General features: G+C 38.1%; 19 protein-coding genes. 7 read left to right on the top strand and 12 right to left on the bottom strand.

The features are described 5' to 3' along the window. Positions 1-37 precede the first annotated feature (37 nt). Positions 38-559, top strand: a complete 522-nt coding sequence (locus ACWQ4X_RS17840; protein ID WP_457904541.1) for a hypothetical protein — start codon at positions 38-40, stop codon at positions 557-559. Positions 560-603: 44 nt separating this feature from the next. On the opposite strand, the gene gap is transcribed toward ACWQ4X_RS17840, so the two are convergent. After that, complete coding sequence (gene gap, locus ACWQ4X_RS17835; RefSeq protein ID WP_161934250.1) at positions 604-1,626, bottom strand: type I glyceraldehyde-3-phosphate dehydrogenase; 1,023 nt, start codon at positions 1,624-1,626, stop codon at positions 604-606. A gap of 400 nt (positions 1,627-2,026) precedes the next feature. Between gap and alaS the strand changes: the two genes are divergently transcribed. The 3 genes from alaS to csrA all read left to right on the top strand — a co-directional run bounded on the left by alaS (position 2,027) and on the right by csrA (position 6,567). Further along, entirely contained in the window at positions 2,027-4,720 is a 2,694-nt protein-coding gene (alaS, locus tag ACWQ4X_RS17830) for an alanine--tRNA ligase (RefSeq protein ID WP_457904540.1), read from the top strand. 65 nt (positions 4,721-4,785) lie between these two features. Continuing rightward, on the top strand, positions 4,786-6,066 hold the full coding sequence (locus ACWQ4X_RS17825; protein WP_016166581.1) for an aspartate kinase: 1,281 nt from the start codon (positions 4,786-4,788) through the stop codon (positions 6,064-6,066). A gap of 246 nt (positions 6,067-6,312) precedes the next feature. Continuing rightward, the gene (gene csrA / locus ACWQ4X_RS17820) at positions 6,313-6,567 is read left to right on the top strand and encodes a carbon storage regulator CsrA (RefSeq protein WP_016166582.1); all 255 of its coding nucleotides are present in this window, start codon (positions 6,313-6,315) and stop codon (positions 6,565-6,567) included. A gap of 55 nt (positions 6,568-6,622) precedes the next feature. Here the strand turns inward: csrA and rnhB are convergent, their stop codons facing one another. From rnhB to ACWQ4X_RS17805, 3 genes are all read right to left on the bottom strand, one after another. Beyond that, a complete protein-coding gene (gene rnhB / locus ACWQ4X_RS17815) occupies positions 6,623-7,195 on the bottom strand; it encodes a ribonuclease HII (protein ID WP_457904539.1) in 573 nt (190 codons plus the stop codon). 66 nt (positions 7,196-7,261) lie between these two features. Then, complete coding sequence (locus ACWQ4X_RS17810) at positions 7,262-7,627, bottom strand: hypothetical protein (protein ID WP_457904538.1); 366 nt, start codon at positions 7,625-7,627, stop codon at positions 7,262-7,264. Positions 7,628-7,757: 130 nt separating this feature from the next. Further along, entirely contained in the window at positions 7,758-8,135 is a 378-nt protein-coding gene (locus ACWQ4X_RS17805; RefSeq protein ID WP_142768344.1) for a hypothetical protein, read from the bottom strand. 227 nt (positions 8,136-8,362) lie between these two features. On the opposite strand from ACWQ4X_RS17805, the gene ACWQ4X_RS17800 reads away from it, so the two are divergent. Further along, positions 8,363-8,917, top strand: a complete 555-nt coding sequence (locus tag ACWQ4X_RS17800) for a cytochrome b (protein WP_100242680.1) — start codon at positions 8,363-8,365, stop codon at positions 8,915-8,917. Positions 8,918-9,004: 87 nt separating this feature from the next. On the opposite strand, the gene ACWQ4X_RS17795 is transcribed toward ACWQ4X_RS17800, so the two are convergent. The 3 genes from ACWQ4X_RS17795 to ACWQ4X_RS17785 all read right to left on the bottom strand — a co-directional run bounded on the left by ACWQ4X_RS17795 (position 9,005) and on the right by ACWQ4X_RS17785 (position 12,888). Further along, a complete protein-coding gene (locus tag ACWQ4X_RS17795) occupies positions 9,005-10,003 on the bottom strand; it encodes an adenosine deaminase (protein WP_457904537.1) in 999 nt (332 codons plus the stop codon). A 63-nt stretch (positions 10,004-10,066) separates the two neighbouring features. Further along, positions 10,067-11,389, bottom strand: coding sequence for an NCS2 family permease (locus ACWQ4X_RS17790; RefSeq protein WP_457904536.1), 1,323 nt, complete (start codon positions 11,387-11,389; stop codon positions 10,067-10,069). An 836-nt stretch (positions 11,390-12,225) separates the two neighbouring features. After that, positions 12,226-12,888: a hypothetical protein gene (locus ACWQ4X_RS17785; RefSeq protein WP_457904535.1), complete on the bottom strand. Its 663-nt coding sequence runs from the start codon at positions 12,886-12,888 to the stop codon at positions 12,226-12,228. A 571-nt stretch (positions 12,889-13,459) separates the two neighbouring features. On the opposite strand from ACWQ4X_RS17785, the gene ACWQ4X_RS17780 reads away from it, so the two are divergent. After that, complete coding sequence (locus tag ACWQ4X_RS17780) at positions 13,460-13,864, top strand: hypothetical protein (RefSeq protein ID WP_457904534.1); 405 nt, start codon at positions 13,460-13,462, stop codon at positions 13,862-13,864. Between the two features lie 248 nt (positions 13,865-14,112). Here the strand turns inward: ACWQ4X_RS17780 and ACWQ4X_RS17775 are convergent, their stop codons facing one another. Together ACWQ4X_RS17775 and ACWQ4X_RS17770 are read right to left on the bottom strand one after the other, a co-directional pair. Beyond that, the gene (locus ACWQ4X_RS17775; RefSeq protein WP_457904533.1) at positions 14,113-14,568 is read right to left on the bottom strand and encodes a DUF2147 domain-containing protein; all 456 of its coding nucleotides are present in this window, start codon (positions 14,566-14,568) and stop codon (positions 14,113-14,115) included. A gap of 397 nt (positions 14,569-14,965) precedes the next feature. Next, complete coding sequence (locus ACWQ4X_RS17770; protein WP_457904532.1) at positions 14,966-15,157, bottom strand: hypothetical protein; 192 nt, start codon at positions 15,155-15,157, stop codon at positions 14,966-14,968. A gap of 336 nt (positions 15,158-15,493) precedes the next feature. Between ACWQ4X_RS17770 and ACWQ4X_RS17765 the strand changes: the two genes are divergently transcribed. Further along, positions 15,494-15,784, top strand: coding sequence for a hypothetical protein (locus ACWQ4X_RS17765; RefSeq protein ID WP_158293841.1), 291 nt, complete (start codon positions 15,494-15,496; stop codon positions 15,782-15,784). A 727-nt stretch (positions 15,785-16,511) separates the two neighbouring features. Here ACWQ4X_RS17765 and ACWQ4X_RS17760 read toward each other — a convergent pair. The 3 genes from ACWQ4X_RS17760 to ACWQ4X_RS17750 all read right to left on the bottom strand — a co-directional run bounded on the left by ACWQ4X_RS17760 (position 16,512) and on the right by ACWQ4X_RS17750 (position 18,404). Continuing rightward, positions 16,512-16,769, bottom strand: a complete 258-nt coding sequence (locus tag ACWQ4X_RS17760; RefSeq protein ID WP_457904531.1) for a hypothetical protein — start codon at positions 16,767-16,769, stop codon at positions 16,512-16,514. Between the two features lie 725 nt (positions 16,770-17,494). Next, positions 17,495-17,716 carry a hypothetical protein gene (locus tag ACWQ4X_RS17755; protein ID WP_457904530.1) on the bottom strand — a complete coding sequence of 74 codons (222 nt, stop codon included), beginning with the start codon at positions 17,714-17,716 and terminating at the stop codon, positions 17,495-17,497. A 448-nt stretch (positions 17,717-18,164) separates the two neighbouring features. Then, the gene (locus ACWQ4X_RS17750; protein WP_457904529.1) at positions 18,165-18,404 is read right to left on the bottom strand and encodes a hypothetical protein; all 240 of its coding nucleotides are present in this window, start codon (positions 18,402-18,404) and stop codon (positions 18,165-18,167) included. Between the last annotated feature and the right edge of the window lie 610 nt (positions 18,405-19,014).

The following is a 19,014-nucleotide window of genomic DNA, read 5'->3' as shown; positions in this document are numbered from 1 at the left end:
AACTATTCAACTTAAAAGAATCATTTGGATCATCATTATGGAACTACATAGCAATTTGTACTATCACCACCCTGATACCTCCGTTATGGAACGTATTGATCAACTGTTCCAGCAACATCAGGACAATCCCGTGACCTTTCTGCAATTAGCAGGCGCAATAAACGCTGAATATGGCATTGAACTTGCCCAAGAGCTGTTAGATCAGGTCGATCAAATGGAATACGATCTGGCTCCAGAAACTGCCTATCGACTTGCGGGCTATAGCATTCTGCATTTTGTACACGGTTCGTCAGGCGATGACATTATGGAAGCCATTCTGTTCTTCCTTAAAAGCCTCAGTCCTGAACTGCAAGTTCAAGCTTGGGGCTGCGGAGATGACGACCCTTGGGAATTCTGGCTAAAGTTCGAAGGTGATGAGCTGATTCGTAAAGATGATGAACCATTCAATGACCCAGACGAAGATCTCAACATTAAGGCTGAAATCTACACATGGTGGCATGAAGGCCTACCCGCAGAAATTAAAGAAGGCTTTTTAAACGAAGCGGAAGCAGACGAATAACAAATACAGCACCTTATTTTCAATCAAGTAAGGTGCTTTATACATTAAACAAAGGATTCACACAGGTCCAATAAGCGGTTTGCATAGCCCCATTCATTATCATACCAAGCGAAGACTTTGGCCTGATGTCCCACCACCATGGTCTGACTTAAATCAACAATTAATGAATATGGGGAATGATTGAAGTCACTAGACACCAAAGCCTCATCCGTGACCTGCATAATTTCGGCATAATCACTTTCCGCTGCACGAATTAGCACTTCATTAATTTTATGTGCGGTGATCGGAGACTGTGACAAAAAGGTTAAATCAATCGCAGCAACATTAATGGTGGGTACACGAATTGAATAACCATCAATACGCCCATCCATTTTCGGCATGACCTGTTTTAATGCCCCAAGCGCTGAAGATGTGGTTGGAATAATATTTTGCCCCGATGCACGTGCACGTCTCAAATCTCGATGTGCGTGATCCAACACCGACTGATCGGCAGTAACCGCATGAATTTCGGTCATCAATGCAGTTTGAATACCAAAGGCATCATCAATGATTTTGACCAATGGCACCAACGCCTGTGTAGTACACGACACACTGGAAATAATTTGATCCGCTGCCTTTACCTCATGGTGATTAACGCCATACACAATCGCGGCATCTACGGTATCAAATGGTGCAGCGCCAATAATCACGCGCTTTGCTCCAGCCTGAACATGACGCATTGCAGCTTCATGCGAACGGAACAAGCCAGTACATTCCAACACCACATCAACATTTAATTGTTGCCATGGCAATTGCGCTGGCTCAGCTTGACACAAGACTTGCACTCTTAAACTAGCAAGCCCCGCATGGACATGCATATAAATCTGATCATCTTCATGTTCAAGTTCAACCTTGCCCTTGAAACGACCATGGGTACTATCGTACTTAAACAGATGAATTAAGGTTTCTACATCTGCAATATCGTTGATTGCCACGATCTCAAAATGGAAATCTTTAGGATTTTCGAACCAAGCGCGTAAAACATTACGACCAATTCGACCAAATCCATTAATCGCCACCTTTTGCATGACTTTTCCTTTATATGAAACCTTAATTTACGCTGCCTTATGTTAATGGATTTTGCACTTTATCCAAGCTGTTTTCGTACAAAAGCCCGAGAAAATTCATTCTGTGACAACAATTTTAAAAAATATGCAGCAAAATCAGCTTTACACTACTGGTTTCTCATGCAGAGATTACTTGAAGCAATTCTGCAGAAGTTTATTTACTGAAAATAAATACATACTAAAGGATGACTTACAATTCCATAGTTTTGTCATTAATTCATAGTAAAGTGATTGGTGCATGGGGCTTTTTCCGTTATAATTTGGCGTTTTAAAAAATTAAGCCTGTATTTTTGTAGGGGATGTGAAAACCCCGATAAACAATACATTTAGCCAAATTCGAGATTTATGGAGTGACTTGGTTGTGAGTACTCGTTTTATGACATCCGCTGAAATTCGCGAAGCTTTTTTAAGCTATTTTGAATCGCAAGGGCATACACGTGTCGCGTCGAGTTCTCTGGTTCCAGCCAACGACCCAACATTATTATTTACAAATGCTGGTATGAACCAGTTTAAAGACTGTTTCTTAGGTCTAGAAAAGCGCGATTATGTACGTGCGACAACGTCACAAAAATGTGTCCGTGCTGGCGGTAAACACAATGACTTAGACAACGTCGGCTATACCGCGCGTCACCATACCTTCTTTGAAATGTTAGGTAACTTCTCTTTTGGTGACTACTTCAAACGTGATGCAATCAAATTCGCTTGGGAATTCCTAACTGGCGACAACTGGTTAGCACTGCCTAAAGACAAATTGTATGCAACGGTTTACCACACCGATGATGAAGCATTTGAGATCTGGAACAAAGAGATTGGTCTAGATGCCAGCCGTATCATCCGTATTGGTGACAACAAAGGCGGTCAATACGCATCTGACAACTTCTGGGCAATGGGTGACACAGGTCCTTGTGGTCCATGTTCAGAAATCTTCTTTGACCATGGCGACCACATTTGGGGTGGTTTACCAGGTACTCCTGAAGAAGATGGCGACCGTTTCATTGAAATTTGGAACAACGTTTTCATGCAGTTTAACCGTACTGCAGATGGCGTACTTCATCCTCTTCCAGCACCTTCTGTTGATACAGGCATGGGCTTGGAACGTATTTCAGCAGTTCTACAACACGTAAACTCGAACTACGAAATTGATTTATTCCAGCACCTGTTAAAAGCTGCGGCTGAAATTATTGGTTTAGATACCACGGCACTAGAAGCTGAAGCCAAAGAAAAAGGTACGCCTGTTCAGTACCCTGCTTCACTTAAAGTCGTTGCGGACCATGCGCGTTCTTGCTGCTTCTTGATTGCAGATGGTGTAAACCCTTCAAATGAAGGTCGTGGTTATGTACTGCGTCGTATCATTCGTCGTGCGGTACGTCATGGTAACAAGCTCGGTGCAACTGGTTCGTTCTTCCACAAAATGTTGCAACCTTTAATTGAAGTGATGGGTGCTGCATATCCAGAACTTGAAGCACAAAAGGCGCGTATTGAAGCGCAACTGCTTAAAGAAGAAGAGCAATTTGCTAAAACTTTAGAGCAAGGCTTGAAATTGCTTGAAGGTGAATTAGCTCAACTAAAAGGCTCTGTAATTCCAGGTGAAGTGGTCTTCAAACTTTACGACACTTACGGCTTCCCAACAGACTTAACCGCTGACATCGCACGTGAACGTGATTTAACCATTGATGAAGCGGGCTTTGAAGTTGAAATGGCTGCACAACGCCAACGTGCGCGTGATGCAGGTAAATTCGCAATTGACTACAACAGCGTTGTTCAAGTTGAAGGCGAAACTCAATTCGACGGTTACGATGCGACTGCTGGTCAAGGTCAAATTATTGCCTTGTATAAAGATGGCGAACAAGTTGACGAAGTGGTTGAAGGTGATGAAGCCCTCATCGTACTGGATCAAACGCCATTCTACGCAGAAAGCGGTGGTCAGATTGGTGACACAGGTATCTTCAAAAACGATACTGGTATTTTCGAAGTTCAAGATACCAAGAAATCTGGTGGTGCGTTCGTTCACCAAGGTATCGTGACTATGGGTAACCTGAAAGTTACTCAAAACGTTGAAGCAACGGTTAAAGCCGAGATTCGTGCTGCAACTGCTCGTAACCACTCTGCAACTCACTTGCTACACGCTGCCCTACGTCAAATCCTGGGTTCACACGTACAACAAAAAGGTTCATTGGTTGCTTCTGACGTATTACGTTTCGACTTTGCTAACGATCAGCCTGTGACTTTCGAACAGTTGCAAGAAATTGAACGTCTTGTCAATGCTGAAGTAATTGCCAATACTCCAGTTACGACTGAACTGCTCGACATCGAATCTGCAAAAGCCAAAGGTGCGATGATGCTGTTCGGTGAGAAATACGGTGAAGAAGTTCGCGTATTGTCTATGGGTTCAGTGATTGACGAGAAAAACTTCTCAATCGAACTGTGTGGTGGTATTCATGTGAAACGTACTGGTGACATCGGTCTGTTTAAAATCACTTCTGAAGGTGGTGTAGCAGCAGGTGTACGTCGTATTGAAGCGGTAACTGGTACTAAAGCTGTTGAAGCCGTACAGAAAGTCGATCGTGATGTTCAATACATCAATGGTTTGTTAAAAGCACAGAACCATCAAACAGTCGAAAAAGTTGAAGCTGTGGTGGACACTGCGCATCAATTACAAAAACAGATCGAACAGCTGAACCAAAAACTTGCTAGCCTACAAGCCGGTGAACTTTTAAGTCAGGTTCAAGAGCTTGCAGGTCGTAAGACATTAATCACGACTGTTCAGGGTATGGATGCGAAAGCACTACGTAACCTGCACGACGGTGTGAAATCAAAATTAGAAAACGCAGTCATTGTTCTTGCAGGTGTAGAGGGTGACAAGGTTAGCTTGATTGCATCTGTAGCTAAAGACTTTACTGCTTCTATTAAAGCGGGTGACATCATCAAACACTTGGCAACTGAGCTAGGTGGTAAAGGTGGTGGTAAACCTGACTTGGCACAAGGTGGCGCGCCACTAAACGAGAAGTTTGCACAAGTGATGGCAGATTTAACTGCTTGGCTTGAAGCAAAATAAAACTTCACCTTTTGTGTAACTGACCCTGATTGGCACTTCAGGGTCATGGCTTATATGGAACAACTATGGCATTAATCGTTCAAAAATATGGCGGTACTTCTATGGGTACCCCCGAGCGCATTTTAAATGTTGCTCGTCGTGTGAAGCGCTGGCATGACCACGGCCACAAGGTAGTGGTTGTAGTATCAGCAATGAGTGGTGAAACAAACCGCTTATTAGCTCTCGCGAAAGCCATTACGGACACCCCTGACCCACGCGAACTTGACCAAATGGTTTCAACGGGTGAACAAGTAACGATTTCCATGTTAGCGATGGCGCTCAATTCAATTGGCGTTGAAGCTAAGTCACTCACTGGTCGCCAAGTTGGTATTAAAACGGACAGCGCGTTTACCAAAGCACGTATTGAATCGATTGATACTGACGTAATGACTGAGCACTTAGATGCAGGTCGTGTCATTGTCGTTGCTGGTTTCCAAGGCTTTGATGCCGATGGCAACACCACAACTTTAGGCCGTGGTGGCTCAGATACTTCTGGGGTAGCACTGGCAGCTGCGCTGAAAGCAGATGAATGCCAAATCTATACTGATGTAGATGGCGTTTATACCACTGACCCACGCGTTGCACCAAAAGCGAAAAAAGTTGACCGTATCTCTTTTGAAGAAATGCTAGAAATGGCATCTTTAGGCTCAAAAGTTTTACAAATCCGCTCTGTTGAATTCGCTGGTAAATATCAAGTTCCACTACGCGTATTATCAAGTTTTGATAATGACGATGATGGTGCATTTGATGAAGATTTCAAACAAAACGTAGGCACATTAATTACGACTGAGGCAGAAGACGATATGGAACAACCAATCATTGCAGGTATTGCATTTAACCGCGACGAAGCAAAACTCACTATCTTGGGTGTTCCTGATGAACCAGGAATCGCATCTAAAATCTTATCGCCAATCAGTAATGCCAACATCGAAGTGGATATGATTATTCAAAACGTAGAAGAAGATGGTACGACTGATTTTACTTTTACAGTAAACCGTACTGACTTGGCTAAAGCGAAAGCAATTTTAGAGCAAACAGCAAGCAGCATTGAAGGCTGCGAAGTTGTAACTCGTGATGATATCGTTAAAGTTTCAATCGTGGGTGTAGGTATGCGCTCACATGCAGGTGTAGCGAGCAAAATGTTCACTGCATTGGCAGATGAAAGCATTAATATTTTGATGATTTCAACATCAGAAATTAAGATTTCTGTACTGATTGAAGAAAACTATTTAGAGCTTGCAGTGCGTTGTTTACACACAGCATTTGGCTTAGACCGTGAACACGGTGAATCAAGCGCGCGTGCTTAATTCGGAAAGTTGAAAATTTTTCAATAGATAATTTTTCAAATTCCAACAAAAATACAGAGCCACTATAGTTTTTTCTATAGTGGCTCTGTTATATTAGCCTAGAGGCGTTTTGGTAAATTTCCACAGAATTCTATAAGTACTCAATTTATAAGCCTATAAGTTCTGTTGAAATTTTCTTTATTACCAAGGTTGTGTTTTTTTAACTTTTTAATCAATGCAGGTTTAGCATTTTGCAAGGAGATAAACATGCTGATTCTGACCCGACGTGTCGGAGAAACATTAATGATTGGGGATCAAGTCAGTGTTACTGTGCTTGGCGTTAAAGGCAACCAAGTTCGTATTGGCGTGAATGCTCCAAAAGAAGTATCAGTTCATCGCGAAGAAATCTATCAGCGCATTCAACATGAACGTGCGATGCACGAACACCTTCAACATCTCGATCAAGATTATCAGCCTTCATTTGAAGAAGATAATTACTCCCAGAATAACTTTAATCGTTAAAATTAAACGTTATCTCCTAAAGCGGCTTTTCTAAGCCGCTTTAAATTTTTAGGGCTTAAGCCAATTGTTCTAATGCCTTCTTTACAGGTGCATAACTACGGCGATGCTCAGTAATGACACCATGTTCAGCAATGGCTTCAAAATGTGCTTTGGTTGGATAGCCTTTATGCTTGGCAAATCCATACTGTGGATACTTCTGATCCAGTGCAACCATTTCACGATCACGCGTGACTTTGGCCAAGATACTTGCTGCTGAGATTTCAACATGTAGCGCATCTCCGCCAACAACAGCATCGCAGCTCACCGTTAGACCTTGAGGAATTTTATTGCCATCCACCAAGACATGCTCGGGTTGAATGTGTAATGCTTCTACAGCACGACGCATTGCCAGCAATGACGCTTGTAGAATATTAATGTCATCAATTTCTTCGTGACTAGCATCTGCAATCGACCATGCCAAAGCCTTTTCCTGAATTTCCAAGAAAAGCTTTTCACGCTTTTTCTCAGTCAGTTTCTTGGAGTCATTTAAACCTTCGATTGGGTTGTTGGGATCTAGGATTACGGCAGCAGCAACAACTGAACCCACCAAAGGGCCACGCCCTGCTTCATCTACACCAGCTACTCGCATGTCTTACTCTCATAAAAAATGGCTGAATTATCAGCCATTTTAAAAATCATCATTAATTTAATCTGCTTAGTTTAACATTTCAGATGCACATACTGCTGAAGTTTTTGTGGTTGCTAAAGCAGCATAGGCATCTTTGGCTTTAGAGTCGATGGCAGCCAATGCCAGCTGCTCTTTGGACAACATTTTAGGCGCATTATCACCTACACATTTGCAGACTTCGCGTTTTTTCTTCTGCTTTTGATCTTCGGATAGTAATTTGCTACTCACCATCCAAGTTGGATTATTTTCAATTTCATCCATACATTTTTGGTTGGATGCCATTCGAATCACTGAAATACCATCTGAATCTGAGCCAGACATGGGAGAAGATGCACATGCCGACAACAGCACCATTCCAGATAAACACATCAAAAATTTAAGTTTTTTCATCATTATGCAACCCTTATCTTTAGTTCGTCATTTGTGAAGGTTATTTATTATTCAATTCAATATAGAGCAAATTTTGCCAAATATACAAAAAAATATTCAAGAAAAAAGCTAGGAGATCCCTAGCTTCTCGCACTTATTTATTGACTGCTTCAGCCACACAGCTCTGAATGGTTTTGGTTACTACATTGGTGACAATCGTTGCACGTGCAGCAGGGTCTAACGCAGCTGTCGCCAAATCGACAGTCGTTACATTTTGCGGCGCTTTATCACTAACACAACCACAAATATCCGTTTGAATGCTTTGCTTCTGTTCAGCAGTCATTACTTGTGTCGCCGTCTTCCATGCAGGTGTGTTATTTAATTCAGTCGTACATTTTGCATTAATGGCAATCTTCATGGCAGTCATGCCCACTTGCTGCGTTGTTGTTGCAGTGGTATTGGTCGTTTCAGTCGTTGCACATGCTGTAAGTGCTAAAACAACAGGAACTAAGACAGCTAAACGGTTTTTCACAGGGTTTCCCTTATCTTGGTTTGAAGTAGCGCTATTGTGCCGTATCAACTCTAAATAAAAAGCCCAAATTGCTTAAAGACATTGCTCTTTGCACAAATAAAAAACAAAGACCTTTCGCTTCGGTTCAGCGTTGCAACAAATATACGCTTCGTTGCAGTTTCCGCGTATTTTTGTTATTTCCAATTCAGTAAGATGATGGAAATTTCTGACCTGTTTCTTCATACTTTATGAAAAATACAACCCCCTATTACACGCGTACTGCTCAAGTTCTACACTGGCTCATGGCAATTATTTTTATTGCTGCATGGCTGATTGGTTTTTATAGCGGAAATTTTTTAAGCTATGAAACTGATGGCAGCTTTAAAGGCGATGTCATTACCCTACACAAAAATATTGCGACCACCATTATCTTTTTGGTCGTGATTCGTATTTTCTGGCGCTATACACATCCTGCGCCATCTTTACCTGATAGCATGTCACCAATGATGAAAGGATTGGCGCATGTCGGGCATCTGGCTTTATATTTAATGTTACTTGCCTTACCCATCACGGGCTGTTTATTCAGTTGGAGTGCGGGTCACCCCGCCCCTGTGCTGTATCTGTTTAATCTACCGACTCTGATTGAAGAAAATTATGATGTACTCGAGATTGTAAAACCTCTGCACATCTATCTTTCTTGGGCAGCAGGCTTATTGGTGGTTGGACATCTGGTCGCTGCCTTAAAACATCATTTTATTGATAAAGATACTGTGCTGACCAGCATGACGCGACAGCCGAAATAATTGCAGGGTTAATCTTTTACAGTTCTTTTATTTCACGATATAAATAAAAAAACCGCACATTATGGTGCGGTTTTTCCAAGCTAATTTTTACAGTGCCTGAATTTCAGCAATCCATTTTTGCTTTTCAGCATCACTGATAAAAGATGCTTCAAACGAATTTTGTGCGAGCGTTTTCAGCTCTTCATTGGTCAATGCCAAGGCTTCAGTAATCGCAACAAAGTTGTCATTCATATAACCACCAAAATAGGATGGATCATCTGAATTCACCGTGACATGCACGCCCTGTTGTAATAGACGACGAATATTGTGTTGTGCCATATCATCCACTACACACAGCTTTAAGTTGCTGAGTGGGCAAACGGTTAATGGCATTTTCTCTGCAATTAAACGTTGCATTAACACAGGATCTTCTTCCGAACGCACGCCATGGTCAATACGGTTCACTTTCAGTAAGTCCAAAGCTTCCCATACGTATTCTGCGGGACCTTCTTCACCTGCATGTGCAACCACCAAGAAGCCTGCTTCACGCGCTTGAGCAAACACACGTTCAAACTTTGAAGGTGGATGCCCCACTTCGCTTGAATCCAGTCCTACGCCAATGATTTGCTCTTTAAATGGCATCGCTTGGGCCAAAGTTTCAAATGCTGCTTCTTCACTTAAATGACGCAAGAAACACATAATCAAATGTGAACTAATACTATATTTGGCTTTAGCGTCATTACAAGCACGCTGTAAACCGTTAATTACGGTTTCAAATGCAATACCGCGATCGGTATGTGTTTGCGGATCAAAGAACATTTCGGTATGCATGACACGATCTTCATGACATTTTTCAAAATATGCCCAAGCAAGATCGTAAAAGTCCTGCTCATGTACCAATACATTAGCACCTGCATAATAAATATCTAAGAAAGATTGCAGGTTATGAAAATTATAAGCTTGCTTAACTTCTTCAACCGATTTGTATGGAATTTCAATCTGATTACGTTGTGCAATTGCAAACATCAGTTCTGGCTCAAAAGTCCCTTCAATATGGACATGTAATTCCGCTTTTGGTAAAGCACGGATGAGCTCAAGTTGATTCATACCTTATCCTCAGAAAGAAAAAAGGGTGTAAACAAGTTTACACCCTTAAAATTGGTGTGGGTATTAACCACCAAAAAATGCAAATTTAACTGCCCAAAGCACAGCAACAATCCACACCATATATGGAACTGTCGCAGCTTTGCCTGTACATAATTTAATTAATGCGTAGCTGATAAAGCCCATCGCAATACCATCTGCAATTGAGTAAGCAAAAGGCATAAATACGATCGTTAAAAATGCTGGAACAGCTTCAGTAATATCATCCCATTCAATATGAGTAATACCCTGAATCATCAACACACCCACGAATAAGAGTGCTGGTGCAGTAGCAAAACCAGGTACAGATTGCGCCAAAGGTGCTAAAAATAAACACAAGATAAATAACACGCCAACCACAACGGCAGTTAAACCTGTACGACCACCTGCGGCAACACCCGCTGAAGATTCAATATACGGCGTAGTGGAAGATGTACCTAAGGCAGCACCAGCAACAATCGCAGTTGAGTCAGCAAATAATGCTTTCTTCAAACGTGGTAATTTACCGTCTTGAAGTAAGCCTGCACGGTGTGCAACACCAACCAAGGTACCTGTAGAGTCAAATAAGTCCACCAAGAAGAAGACAAAAATAACACCAACTAGGCTGGCCGTGAATAAACCTTCAAAGTCCATCTGTAAGAATGTTGGTGCAATTGAAGGAATTTCCCCAACCACACCTTTAAACTCACTCAACCCCATAAAGGTCGAAATTGCAGTTAACACCAAAATACTGATGATAATCGCACCGCGTACTTTAAAATGATGCAACACCACAATCATTAAGAAACCAAACAAGGTCAACAATACAGTTGGTTGCTTAAGATCGCCTAAACCCACCAATGTTGCTGGATTATCAACAATAATGCCTGAGTTCTTTAATGCAATCAGTGCCAAGAACAGACCAATACCACCACCAATTGCAAGTTTAAGTGACATTGGAATTGCATTCACAATGGCTTCACGGATTTTAAACATGCTAATGGCAATGAAGATTAAGCCAGACATAAAGACCGCAGCCAAAGCCGTTTGCCATGGCACGCCCATCCCCATACACACTGAATAGGTAAAGTAGGCGTTAAGTCCCATACCAGGTGCTAAAGCAATTGGATAGTTCGCAATAATCCCCATCACTAAACAGCCAATAGCTGCAGCAAGACAGGTTGCGACAAAGACAGCTCCATGATCCATCCCTGTTTCGGATAAAATCATTGGATTAACAATAATGATGTAACACATGGTTAAAAAGGTGGTTACACCTGCAAGTACTTCAGTACGGAATGTCGTCTTGTTTTCACTTAACTTAAATAAGCGCTCAAGCACATTCTCTGAAGCTGGATTAGGAGTCGTCATGACCTAGCCCCTGTAAAAAAACATGATGCTAAAATTCGAGCTTAGGCTAAAAAATAAACTTTTCGCCATTTAAATATCGAAATTTAAAGCAATGGGTATGCCAAATATCTGATGCTTTTTTCTAAGCTAAATATGGGAGTCCATGACATGAAACATGGAATACAGCCAATGAGTAAACGAAAAAAGCTGCATAAAATATGCAGCCTTACCATTTATACTCTTTAAATCAATAACTTAAATAAAAAACATAAACATTTCATTGAATTCGGTCGGAATTATAACATATTGATTTTCTCATTGTTTCTAGATTTTTTGAACTACAGAGACTTAGCGTTCCAAAATTAAGAAAAAGTAAATTTAAATCTTTAATTACAAAAATGAATTCATACAGCTATTGATCTTTTTTTATTAAATTTTTTTTTGCATGTGCATCAGCTTCAATCTGTTGAAGTGAAGTATGTGCTTCGCTCACTAAACGATCAATCTCCTGCTTTTGTCTAGTTTCAGATTCATGGTATACACTAAAACCCAAGATGCAAACCATCACGATAAAAAATGGGATGAGTAGCTTGTTCATTATTATAAAGTACAGTTTTTACTTATTGATAAAATATACACTAAAATGATTCATGGTTCACATTAAATTGCATAAGAACGCTTAACATGAATAAATTTCAGCTTTTAATTGAGATTCTATTCTAGAAATAAAAACATAGGCTTTTGAATAATTATATTTTTACCCAAATATCTTCACCTTACGATTACCCTAAGACCTAAGCATGCAATAAAACAAAAACCCTGCACATGCAGGGTTTCGTAGAGGATGCGATAGCCTATTAGAAATGATATTTCATCCCTAATTTATAGGTCAGACCATCAAGGTCTAATTCATCTAAACCATCAGCAGATGCACACTCTCCGCTCGCACACAGGTCTACATCCTGATTGAATAACCATTTGTAACCTAATGTCCCATATATAGCGAAGTTAGGCTGTACATAATGCCCAAACTCAAGTTCTATTGGGACTGAGAAGTATTCAGTATCGAGATCATAATCTTTAGCATCGCCCCAGACATAACCAATCCCTAAAGATGTTGCCCCATAATTCGCGTTACGTTCAAAAAAACGATAACCTAATTTGGCATAAACTTCGGAATACTCCCAATCTGAAGACGCTTGGTACGTATAACCTACGCCGTAATTGACGTTATCAATATATTCAGCGGCATAGCCAATATCTACACCATGGTGGTTTTTATCTTCATCTAGGTAGATTGAGTCGATATTGGAACCTGCATAACCTAGATAAATTGCCCCTCTTTGATGTAGTTGGGTATTGTATTTTGTTTGCTCTAATTTGACTGGTTGAGCCTGAACAGGCTCTCCCATCGGTGCGGGTTCAGCATATTGAATTGGTAACGGATTTTCCTGAGTTTGGTTTGCATTTGCTGCCCCCATCATCAAACCCAAGACCCCAAATAAAAATAATTGTTTCATCATATGACCTTGTTGTTATGCGTATTTGCTAATCTAACAAAGTGAACAAAAATAATCCAACGACTTTCAAGCATTTCAGCGAGATATCCTGCCAAACAATACTTCTAAAGCAGAATTTCCAAGCTCATATGAAGACAGAAAAATTGATCATTCTAATCGTTTCAAAAATGTACCAGCAGTCAAAATCTCTCGTTAATATTTACGAAATCTTTGACCTCATTAATTCTAGGCACAACTTGATAGCCGCATCCTTGTGTGTTCCTTTTAAACAGCAGTAATTTAAAAAGTTGATAAAGCTTGAACAGGAAATAAAGAATCAGCCACAATGTTTTCCAAGGATTGAAGGACTTTCATCTTATTTAGCAGCTCTTCATCTTAAATTTTGATTTGTTCTAAATAGGCGAAATCCATCATTCGATCTATGCTTATTCTAAAAAAAATTGAACTCGATTGAGTGATGCATACATCACCACAGACTAAGGTATTAAAAGAAAAAACTTTTCTGCCTACAGAGAACTGTAATGATTATGATATAACGTCCGCCGTACTTTATAAAAATTGAGAGTCAATAATGACCATTCCACTTGAATATCAATATGATTCAAACTTCATGTTCAATATCAATGGCCACATTTGGCATCCGCATAATTATTTAGAAACTTGGATCGTATTGACTGAGCCAACTTTAAAGTCTTATGAGGGTAAATTACAACCTTGCGACTGCCATTTGATAGATTTTAAAAACATTCTAGAGCGAATCTATAACTTCTATCTTCCTGGTTTACGCGTCCTATCAACTAAAATCTTTTTTGTAGATCGCGACGAAAATGAATATATCATTGAGATTCAATATAATGGACAAGGCATCTTTAATACTCAATCCATCAACATTTTGAGTTTTCGTATGGAGCTTGCTGATTTTCAAGATCATCGCATACGTAAAGTACGGGAACTGCTCAACAACTTGGTTGCATAAAATGCAATGTAATAAAGCTGGTCATTATTAATTTTATTTTTAGAAGTTATGAAATTGATCACTCGCACTACAACGATTCTTCGTTGAAAGTGAGCAATATAATCTCAGTATAGACACAGAGTAACCTTATCTTACTACGCCCTGCATTTCACAACGCTCTTGTTGCAAACAGTAATACCAAAACTTACGGAAATAATGCTTAAAGAAGCAGCCCATATGAGCTGCAACTTCTTAGACATTGTGATTTCTTAAAACTTCTTCCACGTCATACTCGTGGTTGAATTATCACTTTTAGACTTTCCAAATACTTTCATCTGGTCGCCTGTATTACTCAAATCAGCACCGATGGTATACACAATACCATTCTGTGGATTCACCCAAGTTCCACTATTAAATTTATTCTTTGTTGACTCTTGCAAGTTAGTCATAATCTCCAGACCAAACAGAGACTTATTTTTCATGGTACCTGAGCACTTATTGCACACTTCTGAAGCCGCCGTACCTGATAATGCATATGATTTTGTAATTGAAGCACTATACAGTTGAGTTTTGGAATTTTTACGAATAGCAACTTCTGAAATGTAATGTCCCGTTTTATCATCTATAATCTTCCATGAACCTAATAAAGGATCTACAGGCATAGCTGCTACAAATTGGGTTGAACCAAACAAAATCGTCGAAGCAAATAAAATTTTAAATTTCATAAAATTGTCACGTATAAAAAAGCTTCGGGAGTATAGCAAAGGAATAATCTAAAAATCAGTCTGTTAGATAAAAAAATTCTATATAGCATAAGACAATATTTTCTTTTTTAATGATGTAGTAATCAAAAAAGTTTTATGATTTCAATTAAAAATGAGTCCAAATTTATGGAGATTTAAACTTAAACGAGATAAGCCCTAGAGTTTTCATTGCAAGTTCAAAATCAATCTGGATTATTTTTCACGCTTAATGAAAAAATATAAGTCGATTCCTTACAACAAGCCCCACTAAAGCGCCTCACACATCCCAATTAAAATTCTAAGTGATTCTTAATATTTCATTATATAAGTTCATAAATTCTACAAAAAAACCGCCTATAGGCGGTTTAACGAAGCTTACTTAGCATGGCGACCAAAGTGTATAAAATGACTGAATCTCAGATTCAAGAAATTCATCACCTTCAATGTCATATACAAAAGTTTTTTCTTCTAGCAAATGTTCACCATCCAGTTCAAATAGGTATTTCTTGAGGAAAGCTTTAAAACAATCCGCACGCTCAGGGAATACATGTTCGCCATCAGAAATGATCATAATCCACCTATAAGAACCAGAAAAAATATGATCGAATAATACAAAAGTGTGACGCAAATCACAATAAATTAATTGTAACCGAGACCATTCCAAATTTTTCTAACAACCCACTTTCAAATTTGCTTTAACTTAAGGAGGTAAAATTTGATAAATTTAGCAGCATAAGCGTATAGAAAATTTCATTGATAAATAAATAAATATTCAAAAAAATCAACTTAACACAATAATCCATATTTGTTACACATGCAACTTTTTTGTCTAATTATGTTAATTAAGTATCATTTTTCAAGTGATCATTTAAAATAAAGAAAACGATAAAAATCGGGGGTAATCAGTATGAATTTTGATACATTCTTTTCTGAGCGAGACCGAATGAATGCAATTGATGCAGCCAAAGCCATGGTCTTCCTTCCAGAAAATTGTTACTTTGTAGAAGAACCTAAGCCTGAAATTAACTTTTATTTAAATGATCAAAAAGAGATTATGGCAAAAGTTATTATTTCGTATAAAAATGATATTACTGAAATAATTACAGACAAACCATTTACACTTAAATTTCATGAAAAAGGGCTTAAGCAAACTTGGGAGTACATAGATACCAATATAAAAGATAGTTGGTTACTCTAAAAAATAAGATTAATAGTTCATAGCCCTCGCTTTTGCAGGGCTTTTCAACAAACTATATAGAAAATATTGATGTTCACTCTAGCACCTGATCAAAATTGTAAATTAGTCTAAAAGTTCCATTTTATTCATTTCTTGATTAGTGAACACATTTCATATTGTTCACCTATCGGCCATCAATTTTTATTATTTACTTTTTACATAAGTCACTCTGCCTCATGTATATTTAGCAATACTTGTGAAATGAGCAAATGAAACACAAGTCTATTTCTCAAACCTAAAATGCTGACAAGCTAAACTTAATTCAATGAGAAAACCCACCAGAAATAGGTGAGCTTTTTCCTACTAGCTCTATACAGCATTCGCATAAACGAAACCTGATGGATCTTCTTCATTTAACTTCCCTAAGAACACATTGAGTTCTTGTAGATCCTTGAATTTTATTCTTTTTATACTACCTACATTAAAGTGAATCATTACACTAAAAGGACCATCACTCTTCACTTCCATATATTGAATGAGATCTGTATTCACTATGATGTCGTTTACCTTTAAGAACATATCAGTACGGTCTGTAATTTTAGATATTCAACAATATATACCAATATTCATATATATCTATATCTCAATCCATCACCCAAGACTAAATACTTACAAAAAATAAGACATTCTTGATCATTTCATCCGAGATGGATCATCCTAAAGTTGTATATAGTTGTAAATAAGGATCTTATTCCGCGTAAAACTCTTCATTTGACATAAAACCTAAGTAAGTAATACTGGTAGTAAAGATGTCCATGATGTGTGGATGACCATTATTCTCTAACCATTCTTTGCCTAACATTGAAAATTGCTTAACCAAGGATGCATTAATATTTTCATACTTTTCTTCCATAGGAAGGTAGACCACATAATTCTTAGGAATCGGATTGCTATCTTGTAAGAAATTCAGATTAAGCATGTACCAATGTAATTTTTTAGTCGTCATTTTTTGTTCTCGAATCGTTAGCTCATATCTTCTATATTATACGACGATCACACCATACTAGATTTATTTGCTTGTAACTTCCCCATTCTATAAAGCCGATCCAATTGATTAAACTTTAACATTTACAGTTTCATTTTAATTTCTGTAATTCTTGCAAAAAGTGATCCAAGCCAGCTTGTGTGCCAAAATTTAAAACTAATTCCTCTGATCTCCCCATAAAGAAGATCGACACGCAGCATTCGCTTCTATTGACATGTGTATTTGTGATTAAATCTGTATTAATTAAATGATCATCATGTTTATAAAACATTTTCTTCTTCTCGTTATGCAGTCATAGAAAATAATTTATACCATAATTTGAAATGCCCATACAGGATACGAGCCTGTAACTTATTCTTAAGTTTAATCTTCTTTCCCACTATGCTAATGACGTATACGGTGGAGATTCAATTTAAACACTAAGTGTAAGAGGATCGACATAAAAAAAGGCCTACTCTACGGACCAAAGCAGACCAAACTCTGAAGACACTATCAGGGCGTCGAATTTGTCGCAATTTTGCATAAATATGAATATTCACGCAAGTTAAAAAACTATTCCTTTCTCAAATAAAGATAATTAACTATATTTATTAAGCTGGAAATCCTAGGAGTTCAACTAATTCAAACGCATGTAATGCTAATTTTAAAATAAAAAAACTCATCTTTCGATGAGCTTTTTTTATTGGTTAGATGAGTATGAAAATATCATTTTCACGTTTTGCAATGACATAACCTTCACATAAAAACTGGGCCGCATCTTCAGAAGATTTAAAATTCAATGCCTCCTCAATTTTATGCGTAACGTATCTGGTCGTTATTGATGGATCTCGATAATCGGCTCCAAGACCACCAGTCACAAATATTTTTCTATCTTCCTGAAGCGAATCTTCTTTCAGTAAAAAATACATAACAATCCCTTTTGTAATAGTTTTATAAATAAAAGCCCACCAGTATGTGGTCTTCTCAGAACATCGACCCTCAATAATTCCTTGGCCGAAATGCAGAGTTTGAAGTCCATTGCGTCAAAATTTCGTCAATCATACTTCAATCACTCCTAAGACATATTAATCATCCCTCATTTAAATGCAAGTTTTTCTCAATAAGTAACTAACCTTTATGATTCACTTTTCACATAATTAATTTCATTTGAAGGTGTTTTAGCTATAGCTTTATACCCTGATCGGCAACCTTCTAGTGTGACAATGGAGAGTTTTACCCAGCAATTTAGGAGGATAAGGAGTTGTCTGATACATATGTTTATTTAGAGCAAAACTCTAAGCTTTTTAAATTTTTCTAAAAAAAAATGTTCAGATAATTTTCATCATCTGAACATTATGGGCAGTTTTATTCAGTAATTTAATTCAGTTTTGAAACATAAATCTCGTAATGAGGATGTTCATTCTTATTTGAAATTACTTCATCTACTAGGTACTTTTCAACAATTCCATCGGGCAATGAATGGTGAAGAAAATCCCCCTCCTCTACTGGTGTTTTAACATCTTTACTGGTGATCATTATTGAATCGACGATACAACTTTTTAAAACTAACTCTTCTTCTGTACCGTTTTTTATTAATTTTAAATCTATTCTATTCATCACTTTAGGTCTCCATTAAGTGATTAATTTATTCTAAATAAATCAATATGATTATTAGCATTCTGATATTAGGCTGTAAAGCAAATTTGATCACATTTCACACACAACATTGTTTCAATTTATTTTTTAATTTTACTATTTGATATATTTTTTCTTATAAGAATTCGCGATCATATTGTAATAGTTGTATCTAAAGGGACGTGTTGGTTTTACTTGATCATTTTTGTGAATTTTCTTTAATCCTTTCGATCTCAAATTATATCTTCTATTGATAGGCTAAACTCGTTATATTGCCCCATATATTCGCAAGAATGATCAATCAATTCTCTAAAGGGAAATTTGAGCCTAATGCCTTGCTCTTCTTCTCTAGTGGTAATTTTGGACTCTAATTTTTTTAAAATATCTAGGCAAAACAAAAAGCCCACTTTTGAAGTGGGCTTTAAGTTGCTGAATTAACAGCTATATTTGGTAGGCATATCCAGACTCGAACTGGAGACCTCTACGATGTCAAAGCCTGAATATTATTTTTAAAATCATAAAATTACTTAGAAACAGACGCAAAGTTGTCGCAGATCAGCAAAATAGCTATAAGGGTGGGGAATTTTGGAAG

It is taken from the genome of Acinetobacter sp. NigerLNRRAM0016, from assembly GCF_054112845.1.
The sequence above is the reverse complement of the archived record's forward strand: the minus strand, read 5'-3'. Positions and strand labels throughout refer to the sequence as shown.